This window comes from Bradyrhizobium mercantei, assembly GCF_001982635.1.
GTDB classification, from domain to species: domain Bacteria; phylum Pseudomonadota; class Alphaproteobacteria; order Rhizobiales; family Xanthobacteraceae; genus Bradyrhizobium; species Bradyrhizobium mercantei.
Window position 1 is genome coordinate 470,850 of sequence record NZ_MKFI01000004.1, and the last position, 17,840, is coordinate 488,689.

Annotated in this window: 14 protein-coding genes; 3 read left to right on the forward strand and 11 right to left on the reverse strand. The window is 65.6% G+C overall.

Going from position 1 to position 17,840, the window contains the following annotated elements; all coding sequences use genetic code 11:
- The first annotated feature begins 242 nt into the window (after window positions 1–242).
- Window positions 243–1,121, forward strand: a complete 879-nt coding sequence (locus tag BI327_RS20350) for a transporter substrate-binding domain-containing protein (protein WP_076862566.1) — start codon at window positions 243–245, stop codon at window positions 1,119–1,121.
- Window positions 1,122–1,245: 124 nt separating this feature from the next.
- Here BI327_RS20350 and BI327_RS20355 read toward each other — a convergent pair whose 3' ends face one another.
- From BI327_RS20355 to BI327_RS20385, 7 genes are all read right to left on the reverse strand, one after another.
- The gene (locus BI327_RS20355; protein ID WP_076862567.1) at window positions 1,246–1,914 is read right to left on the reverse strand and encodes an amino acid ABC transporter permease; all 669 of its coding nucleotides are present in this window, start codon (window positions 1,912–1,914) and stop codon (window positions 1,246–1,248) included.
- Between the two features lie 28 nt (window positions 1,915–1,942).
- Window positions 1,943–2,701: an SDR family NAD(P)-dependent oxidoreductase gene (locus tag BI327_RS20360; RefSeq protein WP_076862568.1), complete on the reverse strand. Its 759-nt coding sequence runs from the start codon at window positions 2,699–2,701 to the stop codon at window positions 1,943–1,945.
- A gap of 102 nt (window positions 2,702–2,803) precedes the next feature.
- A complete protein-coding gene (locus tag BI327_RS20365) occupies window positions 2,804–3,886 on the reverse strand; it encodes a zinc-binding dehydrogenase (protein WP_076862569.1) in 1,083 nt (360 codons plus the stop codon).
- A gap of 116 nt (window positions 3,887–4,002) precedes the next feature.
- Entirely contained in the window at window positions 4,003–7,659 is a 3,657-nt protein-coding gene (locus tag BI327_RS20370; protein WP_245334878.1) for an autotransporter domain-containing protein, read from the reverse strand.
- A gap of 461 nt (window positions 7,660–8,120) precedes the next feature.
- Window positions 8,121–9,074 carry a DMT family transporter gene (locus BI327_RS20375; protein WP_076862570.1) on the reverse strand — a complete coding sequence of 318 codons (954 nt, stop codon included), beginning with the start codon at window positions 9,072–9,074 and terminating at the stop codon, window positions 8,121–8,123.
- A 283-nt stretch (window positions 9,075–9,357) separates the two neighbouring features.
- On the reverse strand, window positions 9,358–10,197 hold the full coding sequence (locus tag BI327_RS20380) for an aldo/keto reductase (protein WP_076863101.1): 840 nt from the start codon (window positions 10,195–10,197) through the stop codon (window positions 9,358–9,360).
- 301 nt (window positions 10,198–10,498) lie between these two features.
- Window positions 10,499–11,983 (reverse strand): aldehyde dehydrogenase family protein, encoded by a 1,485-nt coding sequence (locus BI327_RS20385; protein WP_076863103.1) that lies wholly within the window; start codon window positions 11,981–11,983, stop codon window positions 10,499–10,501.
- 117 nt (window positions 11,984–12,100) lie between these two features.
- On the opposite strand from BI327_RS20385, the gene BI327_RS20390 reads away from it, so the two are divergent.
- A complete protein-coding gene (locus tag BI327_RS20390; protein ID WP_076863105.1) occupies window positions 12,101–13,186 on the forward strand; it encodes a substrate-binding domain-containing protein in 1,086 nt (361 codons plus the stop codon).
- A gap of 97 nt (window positions 13,187–13,283) precedes the next feature.
- Entirely contained in the window at window positions 13,284–14,021 is a 738-nt protein-coding gene (locus BI327_RS20395) for a glutamine amidotransferase (protein ID WP_076862571.1), read from the forward strand.
- 25 nt (window positions 14,022–14,046) lie between these two features.
- Here the strand turns inward: BI327_RS20395 and BI327_RS20400 are convergent, their stop codons facing one another.
- From BI327_RS20400 to BI327_RS20415, 4 genes are read right to left on the reverse strand one after another with little or no spacing between them, the layout of a single operon-like run.
- The gene (locus BI327_RS20400) at window positions 14,047–14,484 is read right to left on the reverse strand and encodes a DoxX family protein (protein WP_076862572.1); all 438 of its coding nucleotides are present in this window, start codon (window positions 14,482–14,484) and stop codon (window positions 14,047–14,049) included.
- Window positions 14,484–15,341: an intradiol ring-cleavage dioxygenase gene (locus BI327_RS20405; protein ID WP_076862573.1), complete on the reverse strand. Its 858-nt coding sequence runs from the start codon at window positions 15,339–15,341 to the stop codon at window positions 14,484–14,486. Before BI327_RS20405 ends, BI327_RS20400 begins: the two co-directional genes overlap by 1 nt.
- Window positions 15,334–16,425 (reverse strand): maleylacetate reductase, encoded by a 1,092-nt coding sequence (locus BI327_RS20410; protein ID WP_076862574.1) that lies wholly within the window; start codon window positions 16,423–16,425, stop codon window positions 15,334–15,336. Before BI327_RS20410 ends, BI327_RS20405 begins: the two co-directional genes overlap by 8 nt.
- Before the next feature lie 2 nt (window positions 16,426–16,427).
- Window positions 16,428–17,786, reverse strand: coding sequence for an MFS transporter (locus tag BI327_RS20415; RefSeq protein ID WP_076862575.1), 1,359 nt, complete (start codon window positions 17,784–17,786; stop codon window positions 16,428–16,430).
- Window positions 17,787–17,840 lie beyond the last annotated feature (54 nt).

Here is a 17,840-nt window from a genome sequence, read left to right on the forward strand (position 1 = left end):
TTGCCCGACATGTCAAGTTGCAGTGTTCAATGCCGGCACGCGGCCGGCTCCTTTGCATGGGGTTGTTTTCGAAGTTTTGGCCGTGCGGCCCCACGGAGGCAGCGATAGTCCTGCCGCAAGCGCGACGAGGTGAAGAGACAGGCATCTCCTCGTCGCCTCGCCTACCAATGGTGCAGGCGCGCGCCCTTGCTGGCGCCGGAACCCGACGCTAGGCTTCGGCGATCTGGTGCAGGGAGGCCCGCTTGACTCAATCCGACGACATCAAGATTTCCGAAGATCGACGCGACGCGCTGCGCTACGCGCTCGGGATCGGCAGCGGCGCGGCGCTCGCGGCCGCGATGGCGACGCCGGCCTCGGCACAGACCCAGGCCGACAACACGCTGGATCGTATCCGCGCCAACAAGGTGCTGCGGATCGCGGTGCTGCCGGGCGAGCTGCCCTATTTCAACAAGGACCTCGCCACCGGCACCTGGTCCGGCTTCTCGATCGAGATGGCCAACGACCTCGCCAAGCTGCTCGACGTCAAGCTGGAATATGTCGAGTCGACCTACGGCAATTCGATCCTTGATCTGCAAGCCAACAAGATCGACCTCGGCTTCGCGCTCAACCCGACGCCGCAGCGCGCGCTGGTGGTCGATTTCACCAACCTGGTGTTCCCGCACCCGTTCGGCGCGATGCTGAAGAAGGGGCTGGAAGCCAAAACCTGGGCCGACATCAACAAGCCCGAGGTCAAGATCGCGGTCGACGTCGGCTCCGCCAACGAGGCGGTGGCGCGGCGCTTTGCACCCAATGCCACCATCAAGTCGCTGAAGTCGCGCGACGAGGTGATGCTGGAAATGTCGTCGGGCCGCGTCGATTGCGTGGTGAACGCGCTGGTGCTGGGGCTGACCGCGATCGCCAAGAACCCGAACCTCGGCACCTACAAGATCCTGGCCTCGCCCTCGGTGACGATCGCGAGCGGCACGGCGGTGCGCCGCGAACAGGACAAGCGCTGGCGCGATTTCCTGTCGGTGTGGATCGACTACAACCGCGGCATCGGCCAGATGCGCGAATGGTTCGTCAAGGGCCTCAGCCTTGCCGGCGTCAAGCCGGAGGACGTCCCGGTGGAGCTGAATATCTAGCGAGTCATGCTCTCGTCACCATGAACTCGTCATGCCCGGCCTTGTGCCGGGCATCCACGTCTTTTCGTCCGGCGAGCAAAGACGTGGATGGCCGGGACAAGCCCGGCCATGACAGTGGGGCCACTCACACCTTGTCGTAAGTCAGCCCGCGCTCCAGGTGCCTAGCCACCAGCGTCGACGGAAACAAGATCGCGAAATAGATCAGCGCCACGATGGTGTAGACCTCGAGCGGCCGGTAGGTGTCGGCATTGATGAGCGTCGCGTTGTAGACGAGATCCGGCACCGCGATGATCGAGACCAGCGAGGTGTTCTTCAGCTGCGTCACCGACTGGTTGACATAGGGCGCCATCATCGGCTTCAGCGCCTGCGGCAGGATCACGAGCCGCATCAGGCGCCAGCCGCGGAAGCCGAGCGCCTTCGCCGCGTCCCACTGCCCGACCGGCACACTCTCGATCGAGCCGCGCACGATCTCGGCATAGAACGCGCCGCCGTAGAGCGACAGCACGCTGACGGCGGCGACATGCGCCGGGATGTTGACGCCGATCACGACCGGAAACGCGTAGTAGAACCAGATGATCTGCACCAGGAGCGGCGTGCAGCGGAACAATTCGATATAGGCGATCAGGAGCCAGTCGATCACCGGAATGCGCCGCAGCCGCAGCATGCCGACGATCAGGCCGATCAAGGTGCCCAGGATGATGGTGCCGATCGTGTAGGCGATGGTCCAGCCGAGCCCGAGCCAGAACAGATGGCTGTACTTGGCGAGGATCCCGAAATCCCAAACGTAATTCATCCTGCCCCTCGGTTGCCGCGCGTGCCCTTCACATCAAAGTCAAACCGCCATCGACCGGCAGCGTGGCGCCGGTGACGTGGCCTGCGTCCGGCGACAACAGGAAAGCGACGACAGCGGCGACCTCGTCGGGCTCGGCCAGCCGCTGCATCGGATTGGCCTTCGCGACGCGTTCCCAGGTCGCGGTATCGAGTGCGCCGAACAGGCCGGGATCCTTGCGGGTGTAGCCGGGAATCACGGCGTTAGCGGTGGCGCCCGATGCGGCGAGCTCGACCGCGAGCGATTTCACCAGCACTTCGAGCGCGGCCTTCGCGGCGGCCGATCCCGGATAGGTGGCGCCGGGCACGAAGCGATGCGGCCCGAAGCTCGACACCGCGACGACGCGGCCGCGCGCGCTGCGCGTGAGGTCGGGCAGCGCGGCCGCCGCGATCTCGTGGAATGCCGCCGCCATCACCGCGAAGGCGCGCTCCAGCGCCGCGCGCGGCAGGCTTGCGAATTCGCGCCGGTCGGCAAAGCCCGCAGCGTGCACGATGCTGTCGATCGGCCCAAACGCCGTGCGCGCCGCCTCGACCAGTGCCGTGCCCGCGCCGGCGTGGGCAAGATCGCCGGTCGAGATTTCGACCTTTGCGCCCTTGCCGCGGCATTCCCCCGCAACCGAATTCAGCCGCGCGAGCCCGGACGCCTCGGCGCCCTGGCCATGCAGCATCAGGCACTGATCGGGTCCGGCGAGCCGGCGTGCAACCGCGGCACCGATGCCGGAGCCGCCTCCCGTGATGATTGAAACGCGCATGAGGTGGTGCTGTCACTGCGATGAAGGGACAGCGGACTATAGGTTCGGTGTCACGAAATGCAAATTGCACGCCGCCAAGTTCAACGCCAAATCAACGCCAATTCAACGCCACGGCTCGACCAGGATCTTGGTGTGCGCCTCGGGATTGGCGAGATCGGCAAAGGCCTGCGCGACGCCGTCGATGCCGACGCGGCCGGTGACGAGCGAGGCGGCATCGACCTGGCCTTCCGCGATCAGGCGCAGCGAATAGGCGAACTCCTCCGGCGTGTAGCCGAGCACGTACTGGACGTTGAGCTCCTTGATGATGCCGAGCATCGGCTCGGACTTGTCGGTCTCCATGCAGACGCCCACCACGACGACACGGGCGCTGCGCGGGGCGCCCTCGAACACCTGCTGCAACACGCCGGGCACGCCGACGCATTCGAAGATCAGCGCGGGCTTCAGCGGCGGCAGCAGCGCCTGCATCGGCGGCCGCGCCGCCTTCTCCGCCTCGGTCATCTGGGCGTGCTCGGCCCAGCTCGCATAGGGCTGTGTCTTCGCCGGATCGACCACGACATCGGCGCCCATCTTCTCGGCCAGCAGTCGCCGCGCCGGCGAATAATCGGCGGCGACGATCGGGCCGAGCCCCCTGATCTTGAGCGCCGCGATCACCGCGAGACCGACCGGCCCGCAGCCGATCACCAGCGGCACCTCACCGCCCCTGATGTTGGCCATCGCCACCGCATGCACGCCAACCGCAAGCGGCTCCGTGAGCGCGGCGTGCTCGGCGGAAAGCCCGTTCGGGACCTCGAGCAGCAGCGGCTCGCTGAGCAGCATCTGCTCGGCATAGCCGCCGAGATGATCGTTGGAATAGCCGATGCCCTTCGGGCCCTCCGGCGTCAACAGCGCCGGCAGCGAGCACACGCGTGTGCCGGGCTTCAGCTTGCGCGTGGTGCCCGGGCCGTAATCGATGATCTCGCAGCAGAACTCATGACCGAACACCACGTCGCGCGACAGATCCATCGGCGTGCGGCCGGGCAGGAATTTGCTCAGCTCCACCATGCGGTGGGCGTGCTTGCGCGCGTGCAGATCGGAGCCGCAGATGCCGCAGGCGAGCGATTTGACCAGCACCTGGCCGGCACCCGGCTTCGGTTCCGGCATCTGGTCGACGACAATCTCGCCGTTTCTGAAGATCGCTGCGCGCATGTTCCCTCCGCGTGGGTTTTGTCCCACTCATTTTGATGCGTATTTCGTCCTGCGAAATGCTGTCGCGGATCAAGTCCGGGACAGGTTTTCGCTGCAGGACGCTATAGCACGGAGGGTCACCACGTATAGCGCATAACGCCCTTGCCGGCGTAGGACTGGGTCACGTCCGAGAATTCGCCTTCGAAGGTCGCAGCCGCCGACCAGCCGCTCCGCCACTTCATCTCGAGGGAAGCCGTGGTGAGCGCGGAGTCGCTGGCCTGCGCCGCGCCGTTGACCACGAAGGCCGCGCCCGGCAGCGTCTGGAACACGGCACCAACCGTGCGGTTCGAGTTGAAGTCATGCGCCCAGGCGACACGGCCGCGCAGTGTCACGATGCCGCTATCGACCGCGAACGATTTGTCTGAGCGCAGACCGAGCTCGCTCCTGACGTCTGTGACGCTCTTCGCTGCATAGTTCAGCGCGAAGGCGCCGCCGCCGGAGACCACGCTCTCGGCATAGGCCGGCAGCTCGAAGCTGGTGAACTGGGCCGCCGCGTAGGGCGTCAGCCCAATCCACGGCGTCGCGGTGCGATAGCCGCCCTCGAGCCGGCTGGACCACGCATTGGCGTTGAAGTTGGCGCGCAGATGATCGACCCCCGCAGCCGTGACGATACGGTCGGTGGTGATGTCCTGCCAGCCATAGGCGAGCGCCGCACTCAGATAGGCCGCGCCGACGCTGTGGCGGACGAACGCGCCGGCCTGGAACAGGTCGGAGCGGCCCCAGCCGAGACCGTTGACGCTGAAGCTGGTGCCGCCGCCAGCCAGCGCAAAGCCGGCAATCGTGTTCGGCGAGACGCGGTAGTCGGCGCCGACCGCCGTGCCGTAGATGCTGCTGCTGGTGTTGTTGGAGCCCAGCACCGCATTGCCGCTGGTGGTCTGCGAGCCGCCATAGCCTGCCGCCCACACGCTCCAGCGTTGATCGAAGTTCGGTTGCGGCGGCGGTGCCTTGGCATAGATCGCCGCCAGCGCATCGCGCGGCTCGGTCTTGCGCGCCGCATAGGCAAGCGTTGCGCTCTCCGCGGCATAGGGCACGGCGCCAGCGCCGCCACCGAAGCCGCCGTCGCGTCCGGCGACGAACGGATCAGTCAACAGACCGAGGAACTGGTTCATGGCGTTGAACGTCGTCTGCTGCGATCCGGTTGCGCCCTCGCCCGAGGCCTGGGTCAGGCCGTTCGGCGTTAATCCCGCAAAGGCCACGTTGATGCCGCCATTGGCATTGAAGAAATTCTGCAGCGTGGTGGCGACAATGTTCTGGTTGACGTTCAGCTTCGACGCTGCGCCATAATCGAGCGCGAAATTGAGATACGCATTGTTCGCGTCGTAACCGAGCGTCGCGACCAGACCCGACGGCAGGCCGGTTGAATCGAGGCCGGCGAACGCACCGCTGCGGCCGCCGGCCGCCGACAGGATGGTGTATTGCTTCGCGATCGTGCTGCCGGCGGCGACGCTGGCGCCGACCGATCCGGCAAGCGCTGCGGTACCGGTCACCTTGGTTGACGTCGACGCCGTCGAACTGAGCCCGACGAGATACAGCGCACCGGACTGCAAGGCGAGATTGCCTGCCACGTTCAGGGACGTGCCCGATGTGCCATTGCCCGGCAGCAGGATGCCGCCGCTTGCAATCGTGGTAGTGCCGACGGTGCCGCTGCCGGACAGCGCACCGCCTGAATTCACCGTCACCGAGCTCGACGACGCGATCGAGCCGTCGACCTGCAGGATGCCGCCATTGACGACGGTGGTGCCGGTGTAGGTGTTGACGCCGGATAGGGTCAGCGTGCCGCTGCCGATCTTTTCGAGATTGGCGGGACCGGTGCGACCGGCACCGAAGCAGCCGCAGATGCGGAACGGGTTCAACGGATCGTAGTCTGCGAGCACGCCGCTGAGCGTCGTCGAGAGATTATTGCTGCCAACGACCAGCGTGTTGCCCGAGCCGATGTAATAGAAGCCGGAGCCTGCGATCGACCCCGCGGTGATCCGTCCATCACCGTTCGGCCCGGTGCTGAGCGAGAAATCGACCAATCCGGTCCCGTTGGTGATGAATTGCGCGTTGCCGCCGGTCGAGTTGTCGTAGAAGCCGACGGCGCCGCCGGCTTCTGTGGTGATGGTGGCGCCGCCCGCCGTGGCGAACGCCATGAAAGCCTGTTGGCCGCCGGCCTTGTTGTCGATCGTCGCATTGCCCGCCGTGGCGTGGGCATCGAACTCGAGAAAGCCGCCAGCCCGGTTAACGATCGTCGCGCTGGCCGCGGTCGGCGCTTCCAACGGGCTGAAGCCGGACGATCCGAAATAGAGCAGACCGCTGTTGTCGAAGCTGGCGTTCGCCGCGGTGCTGTTCTGGAAGAAGGCGACCTGCCCGAACGCTGCCGTGACGATGGTTGCCGAGGCGGCCGATGAGGACTCGAAGAACAGCGTTCCACCACTGATGCCGTTGCTGATCTTCGCCTGACCCGCGTTGGTATGTCCCAGGAACACGGTGCTGCCGCCATCATGATTGTCGATCACCGCCTTGCCGGCCGTGCTGGTGTCCGAACCGCCGGGTGGGCCAAGCGCGTCGCCAAAGACCAACGTCCCGCCAAAGCTGTTGCTGAACGTGGCATTGCCGGCCGAGCTGGCGTCGCGGAAGATCGTGAGAGCACCGTTGGTGTTGCTCACGGTCGCATTGCCGGCGGTGCTGCTGTCACGAAACTCCGTGAGGCCGAAGTTCTGGTTGATGATCGTCGCCGTCGATGCCGTCGTGGAATTGTAGAACGTCGTGGTGGCAATCCCGTTGAAGCCGTCGTTGACGATCTTGGTGATTCCAGCCGTGTCGGCGTTGACGATGTCGAGCTTGCCGTCGACGGCGACCTCGCCGACGATCGAGGCGGTATGGCTGGCATCACCGAGTTGCAATGTCGCGCAATCGCAGATCGAGGTGCCGCCGGTAAAGGTGTTGGTGCCAGTCAGCACCACGCGGCCGAGGCCGCCTGAATTATCCAGCACCGTCAGCTTGCCGGGGCCGTTGCCGTCGGCGATGTTGCCGGCGATCGTGAGCGTCACGCCGTTGGCATCGATCGCGCTGCCGATCGCCGAATTGTTGATCTTGAAGTTGTTGCCGAAGGTCAGGTTGCTCAGGCCATCGGCCTGGAACGAGGCGTTGTCGAGCGTGACCGCGCCTGACCCGACCGACTTGCTGTTGGTGACGATGACGGTGGTATCGACCACCTGCGTTCCGCCGCTGTAGGTGTTCACGCCTGAGAGCTGAACGTTGGAGAAACCGGACGCGGACGAATCGATCAGGCGCAGGACCCCGGCGCCGGCGCCATCGGCGATCACGCCCTGGAGATTGACCTGGGCGCCGTTCGCATCGACCGTGCCGCCGGCCGCATTGACCGCGATGCCGTTTGAGAAGGCGATGCTCGATACCGTCGGCGACTGCATCTGGAACGTGCCGCCGTTGAGCGTGATGGTGCCGGTGCCGACCGAATCCGCGTTGGTCACCTGCACGATTCCAGCCGAGATCAGCGTGCCGCCGGAATAAGCATTGGTGCCGGCGAGCACCAGCGTGCTGTTGCCAAGCTGCTGCACCATCGCTGGTCCGCCAATGCCGTTGGTGAGGTTGGCATTGATGGTGATGGTCTGGCCGTTGTTGGCCTGGTTGATCAGGCCGCCGGCCGGACCCGACACGCTGAAGCCCACCGGATTGCCGTTGATCGTGTAGGACTGCGAGTTGGCGGTGAAGGTCCAGGAACCTGGCAGCATCGGGCCAGGCCCAATGATGACCGTCGCCGATCCCGACGAATCGAAAATGGCCGACTGGGGCGGAAGGATCGGCGGCGCGCCGGGCGACGTGGTCGACCAGTTGGTCGGAAGCTCGTAGACGTCCGTGCTCGTCGAGCTGCCGGCGCCACCCCAGGTGTAGCTCTGGGCCCCGGCCGAACCGAACGGCAAAACGATCAGGGTGCAAAGCGAGAGCGCAATTGCGCCTCCCCGCAGCCGATATCCCACTGAAAAAAACGACAAACCAAAATGCACGTGCACTGCCCCCAAACGCTCTACGGCGCTCTTGGAGTCAGGTTAGCACGCAGCGAACCGCACGATTGCTGATTGTTGCCGAATCCTTCGATTCAGCACCAGGGAAGCAGAGTTTTCGGGCGATCTGTTGTACCCGCGCAACGATTAGAGTGCGCACCTTCGCAACCAGCGCACGATTTGTCGCACCTTCAGGCGTTCGGCGACGGCTCGCTTGCCACATCAAGCAATTGCGAGCGGCGGATGCGCTCGCGATGCGCGGTGTAGAGGCCCGAGGCGACGATGAAGCCGGCGCCGAGGATGGTCCAGCTGTCCGGCACTTCGCCGAAGATCAGGAAGCCGAGGATGCTGACCCAGAGCAGCTGTGTGTAGGAGAATGGCGCCAGCACCGATGCATCGCCATAGCGGAACGCCAGCACCACGATCCACTGTCCGACGGTGGAGGCAACGCCGATCAGGATGCCGAACATGATGTCGTGCCAGCTCGGCGTGACCCACACGAACGGCACCAGCGCGCTGACGATGGCGACACCGACAATGGACGAATAGGTCATCACCGTGACCGGACGCTCGCTGCCGCTCATCATGCGCGTCAGGATCAGCGTGCCGGCCCAGGCCAGCGCCGAGACGATCGGGAAGATTGCGGCAGGGTGGAAGGCGCTGGTGCCCGGCCGCAGAATGATGAACACACCGGCGAGGCCGACCGCGGTCGCGATCCAGCGCCGCATGCCGACCTTCTCGCCAAGGAAAGCGATCGACAGCGCGGTGACGAACAGCGGCGAGACGAAGCTGGTGGCCGAGGCCTCGGCGATCGGCAAGAAGCCCAGCCCCGTGATGAAGATCAGGGACGAGCCGAGCAGCGCGGCACCGCGCAGCACATGCAGGCCGGGACGGCTGCTGCGCAGCGCGAACAGCGGCGAGCCCGGCAGCATCGCCGGCGTCATGATCAGCGCGAACACCAGGAAGCGGATCCAGGCGATCTCGATCGAAGGCAGCGAGGACGAGAGATATTTTGCGGTGACGTCGGAGGTGCCCAAAAACACCGTCGAGAGCAGGATCAGCGCGATGCCCTTGAACGGCCGGTCGGTGCGGGCCGGCGCTTTGCTCGCCAGGCTTGTCGTTGCGGGCGCAGTCTTTGCGGGCAATGAAAGAGGAACGCTGTCCAGCCTGGCGGCTACGGCGGCGGGGGGCGGTGTCACGGCAATCTCGATGAGCAAAATAAGGGGAATCTGCTGTTGATACAGAACGCCAATTCCGCTGAGAGAACAATGCCCGAAAACGGGACTCCGATATGCGTCAGCGCGCGCGACGGCCCGCCGCAGCCACAATGCGGCCGCAGCTGCAACAGTTTGTTAACACCTGTGTGGAGCGGAGCGGTGTGAATCCCGCGAATTTGCGGGACTCCGGATTGTTGTGTGACGTGTTTCTTCAGAGCATCGGCAGCGAGCGCGGCTTCGGCCCGCGCGCGAACGCCTCATCGAGCGCGGCGATTTCATCGGCGCTGAGCTTGAGCGTTCCCGCTGCGGCATTCTCTGCCGCGTGCTCCGCATTCGACGCCTTCGGAATTGTCAGCACCGACGGCAGCCGCGTGAGGAAGCTCAGCGCGACCTGGCGCGGCGTCGCCTGGTGCGCCTGTGCGATCGATTGCAGCACCGTGCCGGCCCTGGTCGACGGCGAGGGAAAATCATTGTGGCCGAATGGCGAATAGGCGACGACGGCAACGCCGTGCCGCTCGCACCACGGAATCACGGCGTGCTCGATGGCGCGCTCTTGCAAATGGTAGAGCACCTGATTGCAGGCGATCTTGCCCTCGCCCGCGACGTCGAGCAGCTCGTCGAGATCATCGGCATCGAAATTGCTGACGCCCCAGGAGCGGATCTTGCCGGCTGCGATCAGTTCGTCGAACGCTGCGACGGTCTCGGCGAGCGGATAGGTTCCGCGCCAGTGCAACAGATAGCAATCGAGCCGATCGGTTTTCAGCCGCTTCAGCGAGCGCTCGCAGGCGGTGATGGTGCCGCGCCGCGAGGCGTTGCTCGGCAACACTTTCGAAACCAGGAACAGCCCGTCGCGCCGGCCGGCGATCGCGTCCGCGATCACGAGCTCGGCGTCGCCATACATCTCGGCGGTGTCGATATGCATCATGCCGGCGTCGATGCCGCGCTTCAGCGCAGCGACGGCCGCCTTGCGGTCACCGCGATCGAGATACCAGGTGCCTTGCCCGATCACCGAGACCTGCGGGCCGTTTCTGCCGAATTTTTTTGTCTGCACGATCGCCTCGTTCGTTGGAGCCACGCAGACGATAAAGGAAACGGGCGATGATGTCTCCACATCGTCGATGTCACCACTCCGTTCGATACCACCACATCGTCGTCCCGGCGAAGGCCGGGACCCCATAACCACAAAAGCCTGTTGTGAACGTCGCTGCGGCCCCAGCGTGTTCCAACAAAGCGAATTAGGGGTTATGGGTCCCGGCCTGCGCCGGGACGACAGGTGTTGTGTTGCGCGCTCTCGCGCAATCCCAACGGCGCGGATCCGCCGATCCGCGCCTTCTTGCTGGCATTACGTGCCATCAGACGTTGAGATTCATCCACACCGCCTTCGGCTCGGTGAAATTGTCGAGCGCGGCGGTGCCGTGCTCGCGGCCGAGGCCGGAGTCGCGTTCGCCGCCCCACGGCAGCCGCACATCGGTGTAGCCATAGGTGTTGATCCACACCGTACCGGCGCGGGCCTTCTTGGCGAAACGCTGCACGCGGCCCATGTCGGCGCTCCAGACGCCGGCGGCGAGGCTGTAGGCGGTGCCGTTGGCAATGCGCAGCGCGTCGGCCTCGTCCTTGAACTTGATCACGCTGACGACGGGACCGAAGATCTCCTCCTGCGAGATCCGCATCTCGTGCGCGACATTGGCGAACACCGCGGGGCTGATGAAATAGCCGCGGTCGCCGACCCGCGCGCCGCCGGTAGCAAGCTGCGCGCCTTCGTTCTTGCCGATCGCGACATAGTCGAGGATCGAGCGCATCTGCTTCTCGGAAATCACCGGCCCGAGCGCGGTGGCGCGATCGGCGGGATCGCCGATCCGCAACGCCTCGGCGCGCGCGACCAGGCGCTCCACCACCTCGTCATAGGCGTTCTCCTGCACCAGCACGCGGGAGCCGGCCGAGCAGACCTGCCCGGCGTTGAAGAAGATGCCGGCGGCCGCAGCCTTAGCGGCGGCCTCGAGATTGGCATCGTCGAAGATCACATTGGCGGACTTGCCGCCGAGCTCGAGCGAGACCCGTTTGAAGTTGCCGGCGGCGCCCTTCATGATGCCGCGCCCGACACCCGGCGAGCCGGTGAACGTCACCTTGTCGACGTCGGGATGATTGACCAGCGCGTCGCCGACGACGCGGCCGGGCCCGGTCACGATGTTGAGCACGCCCTTCGGCAGCCCGGCCTCGAGCGCGAGTTCACCGATCCTGAGCGCCGACAGCGAGGTCAGCTCGGCCGGCTTCATCACCACCGTGCAGCCGCAGGCCAGCGCCGGCGCCAGCTTCCACATCCCGATCATCAGCGGGAAATTCCACGGCACGATCGCGGCGACCACGCCGACCGGCTCGCGCACCGTGTAGGTCAGCGCGTCGTCGCGCGTCGAGACCACGTCGCCGCTGATCTTGTCGGCCCAGCCGGCATAATAGGTCAGCGTGTCGATGGCGGCGGGGAAATCCTGGCGCAGCACGCCCGCGATCGGCTTGCCGGCATCGAGACTTTCCAACGCGACGATTTCATCAGCGTGCTGCTTCAACAACTCAGCCCATTTCAGCAGGATGTGGCCGCGCTCGGCGGCGCGCATGCTGCGCCAGGGGCCCTCGAAGGCGCGCCGGGCGGCGGCAACGGCGCGATCGACATCCGCCTCGTTACCTTCGGCAACGACGGCGATCACCTGCTCGGTGGCGGGATTGAGCGACTTGAAGCTGTTCCCGGACAGCGAGCGGACGCGGGCGCCGTCGATCAGCAGCAGTTCATCCCGAACGGCCGGGGCGCGGCGGGCGTTGCGTTCATAGTCATATGCAATCGACATCATATTTCCTCCTGGTATTGTCCTTCAACCTAGGAGGCTTTGATCAGCAGTAAATATGATATCTTGTGCCTATTGGTATACCAGGATATGAAGTTGAATTCATAAGTGGTGACCACGATGCTGCAGATCGAGATCGAGACCGTCTGGCGCTTTCGGAAAGAGAACTCGCCGCAGACCGCGGTCGTGATGCTCGGCATCCTCAACGAGATCCGGAAGACCGGGAAGATCACCAGCGCCGCCAGCGACGCGCATTTGTCCTATCGCCATGTCTGGAACCTGATCGAGCAGTGGTCCGAGTTCTTCGGCGTGCCGCTGGTGGAAACCCAGCGCGGCAAGGGCTCGAAGCTGACGCCGTTCGGTGAGAAGCTGGTGTGGGCCGGCGAGCGCATGCAGGCGCGGCTCGGATTGCAGCTCGAGAACCTCGCACAGGAACTGGTCACCGAGATCAAGCCGTTCCTCGAGCAGCGGCCGCAGGTGATCCGGGTCCACGCCAGCCACGGCTTTGCAGTGTCCAAGCTGCGCGAGTTCCTCGATCGCGAAGGCGGCGTCGGCGTCGACCTGCGCTATGTCAGCAACCAGAATTCGCTGGTTTCGCTGGCGCAGGGCGCCTGCGACCTCTCCGGCGTGCATCTGCCGCGCGGCGAGTTGCGCGCGCAGGGCATCAAGGCTTGCCGGGAATGGCTCGATCCGCGCGAGGACCGCGTGATCAATTTCGTGACCCGCGAGATGGGCCTGATGGTGAAGCGCGGCAACCCGCTGAAGATCAGCTCGCTGAAGGACCTGGTCGACCGCAAGGCCCGCTTCGTCAACCGCGACCATGATTCCGGCACGCGGCTGCTGTTCGATCAATTGCTGGCGCAGCAGAAGATTGCGGAGAGCCGGATCAACGGTGCCCAGCAGATGGAGTTCACCCATGCCGCGGTCGCCGCCTATGTCGCCAGCGGCATGGCGGATGCGAGCTTCGGCGTCGAGGCCGCCGCGCGGCAGTTCGGCCTCGATTTCATCCGCCTGCTCACGGAAGATTACTTCTTTGTCTGCAAGCGCGCGTTCCTCGAGACCGAGCCTATGCAGCGCGTGCTCGAGATCATGAAGAGCAGCGAGTTTCACAAGGCCGTGGGCGCCCTGCCCGGCTATGTCGCTTCGCTGACCGGCGCCGTCAGCGGTGTGAAGGAATTTCTCGAGAAGATGCATTCCGACCGCTGATCCGATACGATTCCTTGTACGATCCCTTGCGACTGGACTCGTTCCGATCCGCCACGCTATATTTGAGATTATACAGCGAAAAGACCGGACCTAACCGATGCGACCACCGCGCTCCGCCATTGCCATCCGCCATGTGGCGTTCGAGGATCTCGGGCTGCTTGCCCCGATCATGGAGCGCACGGGCTGGAGCGTGTCGTTCTGCGACGCGCCGGTCGACGACCTCTCCGATCCTGCGATCCGCGATGCCGATCTCCTGATCGTGCTGGGCGGGCCGATCGGGGTCTACGAGACCGGCACCTATCCGTTCCTCGTGGCCGAGATTGCGCTGCTGGAACAGCGGCTGCGCCGTGGCCTGCCGACGCTGGGCATCTGCCTCGGCGCGCAATTGATGGCGCAGGCGCTCGGCGGGCGGGTGTTCCCGGGCAAGGTGAAGGAAATCGGCTGGGGGCCGGCCGAACTGACGGCGGACGGCAAGTCATCGTGCCTGCGCAACCTCCACACCAAGGTGCTGCACTGGCATGGCGACACGTTCGAACTGCCGAGCGATGCCGTGCGGCTGGCCTCGAACGCCAATTACGAGAACCAGGCCTTCGCCTGGGGCCAAAACGCGCTGGCGCTGCAATTCCACCTCGAAGCCGATCCGCGGCAGCTCGAGGAATGGTATGTCGGCCACGCCGTCGAGCTGGCGGCGGCGAAGGTTTCGATCCCGGAGCTGCGCGCGACGACGCAGGCGCTTGCAAGAGCGGTCGCGGCGCAGGCCGAGCAGGTGTTCGGCGACTGGCTTCTTTCCATCGCACCGGCCGACGGCGTCCGACGTTCCAGCGCCGGCGCATAAGCCGACGCCGCTGTGGCCGCAGCAATCAGGAGCCTGCACGCACGGCGTAGCTTCCCGGCCCATAGGCCGCGATCAGCGCGAGCGCACCGAGCAGGCCGAGGTTCTTCAGGAAGTTGATGGTCTGGGTCACGACCTGCGCCTCGGGCGCGGCCCAAAAATTGTGAAACATCAGCGTCGCGGCGATTGTGAACAGAAACAGGACGGCGGCGGCCTGCCGCGCGAACAGGCCGAGCACGAGCGCCACGCCACAGCCGAGCTCGACCGCCGTCGCACCTGCTGCAAGCACCGCACCGATGCCGTCGGCGCCACCGAGGCGGCCGGCGGTCGCGGAGAACGCCATCAGCTTGCCGATGCCGCTGTAGAGAAACAGCGGCGCGATGGCGAGCCGGGCAAACAGCAGGACCCAGGAATCGGAAAGTCGCCCGGTCTTGTCGGCCGCCGCAAGGTGAGTGGAACTGGACATCAGTTGTCTCCTTCGATGTTAGGAAGCGGTTTCAAGCCAAACCGGTATGTGAGGCCGCGCTGAATATTTCCGGACTGGTCGTCGCGGGAGAACGGCGCAATCAGCGAGCTCTTGACGCCGAACACCGCATCGGAATCCAGGTATGGGCTTTCCGCATCGAAGATGTGGGTGATCAGCGTCTCGTAGCCTTCGGCGGCGATCATGAAGTGGACATGCGCCGGGCGGTATGGGTGGCGTCCGAGCGCCTCAAGCATTGCGCCGACCGGACCGTCATGCGGAATCGGATAGAACGCCGGCATGATCGACGTGAAGGCGAACCGCCCGTCGCGATCGGTCCTGAACCGCGCCCGCATTGCGAGCGATTGCAGGTCCGCCTGCTGGACGTCGTAGTAGCCGTCATCGTCGGCGTGCCACACGTCGACCGTCGCACCGGCGAGCGGCCGGCAATCGGGCGCGCAGACGACGCCGTTCACGCTGAGCCGCTCGCCTTCGATGCCGCCGGAGATGTCGGCGCCGAGCGGCAGCTCAGGCGCGGCGGCAACGAAGAACGGCCCCAGCACCGTCGTCTCGGTCGCGCCTTCAGGCATCCGATGGTTGATCGCGTCGACCAGCATCGAGACGCCGAGCGTATCGGACAGCAGGATGAACTCCTGCCGCGTGTCGCTGCACATCTGTCCGGTCCGGGTCAGGAAATCGATCGCGGCGTTCCATTCGTCGAAGCTGGGTTCGACGTCGCGGACGAAATCATGCAGGTGACGCACGAGGCTCGTCATCACGGTCTTGAGGCGCGCGTCGCCGGTCTGCGCCAGGCTGTCAATCACGGCCTCGGTGATGTTGTGCTCGTCGAAATCACGCATGCGAGGCCTCCCGGCCGCTCGATGAAGCAATTGGCCGCGCGCCATGCAGCGCGTCTGAGAGCAGCGCGTGCAGCGCCGGCAGGGACAGCGGCCGCGGATTTGGATAGGGCGTTTCCGCAGCGGCTGCCGCCGCGCGGTCGATGTCCGACGGCTGCAATCCCAGCGCAGCAAGTGAGGTCGGCGCGCCGAGCCGGTTCGCCAGGTCATACAGGCCGACGCTCGCATCGCTTGCGCCGAGCGCGAACGCGATACGCTGCATCGCATCGCCGGCCGCCGGGGCGTTGTAGGCAACTGCGTGCGGCAGGATCACCGCATGGGCCTCCGCATGCGGCAGGTCGAAGATGCCGCCGAGCGTGTGGCAGAGCTTGTGGTGCAGGCGCATGCTCACCGCGTTGAGGCAGCAGCCGCATAGCCACGCCGCGTATAGCGCGTCGGAGCGCGCCTCGCGATCATCGGGTGCCGCGACCAGCTTCGGCAGCGATTGCGTGAAGCGGCGGATGGCTTCCGCGGCGATCAGGGAGGTGACCGGATTGCGATCATGCGCGTACAGCGCCTCGACGGCATGGGCGATCGCGTTGAGGCCGGAGACGGCGCTTTGCTGCGGCGGCAGCGTCAGCGTGAGATCGACGTCGTAGATGATCACTTCCGGCTGCACCTTTGGGCTGCGCAGCGTCGTCTTCCGGCCGCCCTCGGTCTGGCCGAGGATCGCGGTCGCCTCGGAGCCGGCATAGGTGGTCGGCAGCACGATCTGCGGAAGATCGGTGTGGAGCGCGATCGCCTTGCCAAGCCCGGTGGCCGAGCCGCCGCCGATTGCCACCACGCAATCCGCGTCCAGCGCCCTCGCCTGCGCCACGGCGCGTGCCGTGATCTCGATCGGCGTATGCATCGCCGCTTCCGCGAACACGCCAGCCGCAAGCGGCCCGAGATCGGCGGCGAGCGCGTCGGCCTCGCCACGCTGCGGCGCAGTCGACAGCAGCAGCGCTCGGCGACAGCCGAGCCGGCGGACTTCATCGGCGAGGCTCGCGCGGGTGCCCGATCCGAAGATCACGCGGGTTGCCGGCGCGTTATAGGCGAAGGGCTGCATCGTCACTCCGCGGGCGCCGTGTCGATCGCCGCGGGCCGGGGCACGACGGCTAGTCCAAGCGAGCCGATCGCGAAGGCGCCGACGATCGCGGCCCCGCCGATCACCCAGAACACGATGTCGGGCCCGCCGGTCACCTGCTGCAACAGTCCGATCAGATAGGGCCCGAGAATCGCGCCGACCCGGCCGACGCCCAGTTCCATGCCGACGCCGCTGGCGCGCAGCAGCGTCTCGTACGAGCCCGCGGTGAAATTGTTGAGCACATGTTGCGCGCCGATGATGCAGAACCCGGCGATGGCGACGATCGCGAGATTGACGCCGTGGCCGCTGACGAACACCAGCGCCAGCACGGCGATGCCGCCGGTCAGCCACCATGTGGCGAGATAGCGCGGGGTCAGCGACAGGTTGCGGTCGGCCAGCATCGCGAGCGTGAGCCCGCCGACGAACGACATCGCCTGCATGATCGCCCCGAAACCGAATGATGCCGCAAAGGTCTCGCCGCGTTTCTGCATGACAGTCGGAATCCAGCCGGTAAGACCGAAGATCGCGAACAGGCTGAGGAATGCGGTGATCCAGATCGTCAGCGAGACGCGGCGGTAGCGCGGGCTCAACAGCGCCGCGATCGGATTGGGCACGCTCGCCGCGTCAGCCGAGGTGAAGGTCGCGTTGCGATAGGCCGCGGCGCGCTCCGGGCGAAGACGCGCGAGCAACGTACGCAGTTGGTCGGTGCGGCGCCGCGCCGCCAGGAATTGCGGGCTTTCGGGCAACACCGCGTGCGCGACGAAGGTCAGCGGAATCGACAGCGCACCGAGATAATAAAGGATCTGCCAGCCGTAATGCGGCGTCAGATAGACCCCGACCAGCCCGGCGCAGACGCCGCCGAGCGACCAGCCCAGCGTCACGCCCCACAGTGAGAATGCGTTGCTGACGCGGCGCGGCGCCAGCTCGTTGACGAAGGTCGTGCCCAGCGGCAGCAGCACGCCGAGGCCAAGCCCGGTCGCGAAGCGCAGCGCGCAGAAGCTCCAGAACTCATTGCCGATGGTTGCGGTCAGCAGCGTGAAGACGTTGACGATCCACAGGCCCGCGAGCAGCGTGCCGCGCCGGCCAAGCCGGTCGGCGACCGTGCCGTGACCGACCGCGCCGAACAGGAATCCGACCAGGCCCGAGCTCACGAGAAACCCCGCCTGGCTCGGCGACAGTCCCCAGGGTTTGGCCACGTAGTGGATGACATAGGCCGGATTGAACGTGTCATAACCATCGAACAGCGTGATGAGCGTGATCAGGATGCCGAGGAGTATGTGCAGCCGGCCGACGGCCGCGTTGGACAATTCCTCATGCACATCGATTTCAGGCGAAGTGCTCACGGTTTCCTCCCTTGCAACGGATGAAGCGCACTGCTCTGCGGCAGGTTGGAAGGC

What these genes read in the sequence shown, in the direction of transcription:
- BI327_RS20355 (WP_076862567.1), bottom strand. Translation starts at nt 1,914, where the DNA reads ATGAATTACGTTTGGGATTTCGGGATCCTCGCCAAGTACAGCCATCTG.
- BI327_RS20360 (WP_076862568.1), bottom strand. Translation starts at nt 2,701, where the DNA reads ATGCGCGTTTCAATCATCACGGGAGGCGGCTCCGGCATCGGTGCCGCG.
- BI327_RS20365 (WP_076862569.1), bottom strand. Translation starts at nt 3,886, where the DNA reads ATGCGCGCAGCGATCTTCAGAAACGGCGAGATTGTCGTCGACCAGATG.
- BI327_RS20370 (WP_245334878.1), bottom strand. Translation starts at nt 7,659, where the DNA reads ATGCTGCCAGGTTCCTGGACCTTCACCGCCAACTCGCAGTCCTACACG.
- BI327_RS20385 (WP_076863103.1), bottom strand. Translation starts at nt 11,983, where the DNA reads ATGTCGATTGCATATGACTATGAACGCAACGCCCGCCGCGCCCCGGCC.
- BI327_RS20390 (WP_076863105.1), top strand. Translation starts at nt 12,101, where the DNA reads ATGCTGCAGATCGAGATCGAGACCGTCTGGCGCTTTCGGAAAGAGAAC.
- BI327_RS20395 (WP_076862571.1), top strand. Translation starts at nt 13,284, where the DNA reads ATGCGACCACCGCGCTCCGCCATTGCCATCCGCCATGTGGCGTTCGAG.
- BI327_RS20400 (WP_076862572.1), bottom strand. Translation starts at nt 14,484, where the DNA reads ATGTCCAGTTCCACTCACCTTGCGGCGGCCGACAAGACCGGGCGACTT.
- BI327_RS20405 (WP_076862573.1), bottom strand. Translation starts at nt 15,341, where the DNA reads ATGCGTGATTTCGACGAGCACAACATCACCGAGGCCGTGATTGACAGC.
- BI327_RS20410 (WP_076862574.1), bottom strand. Translation starts at nt 16,425, where the DNA reads ATGCAGCCCTTCGCCTATAACGCGCCGGCAACCCGCGTGATCTTCGGA.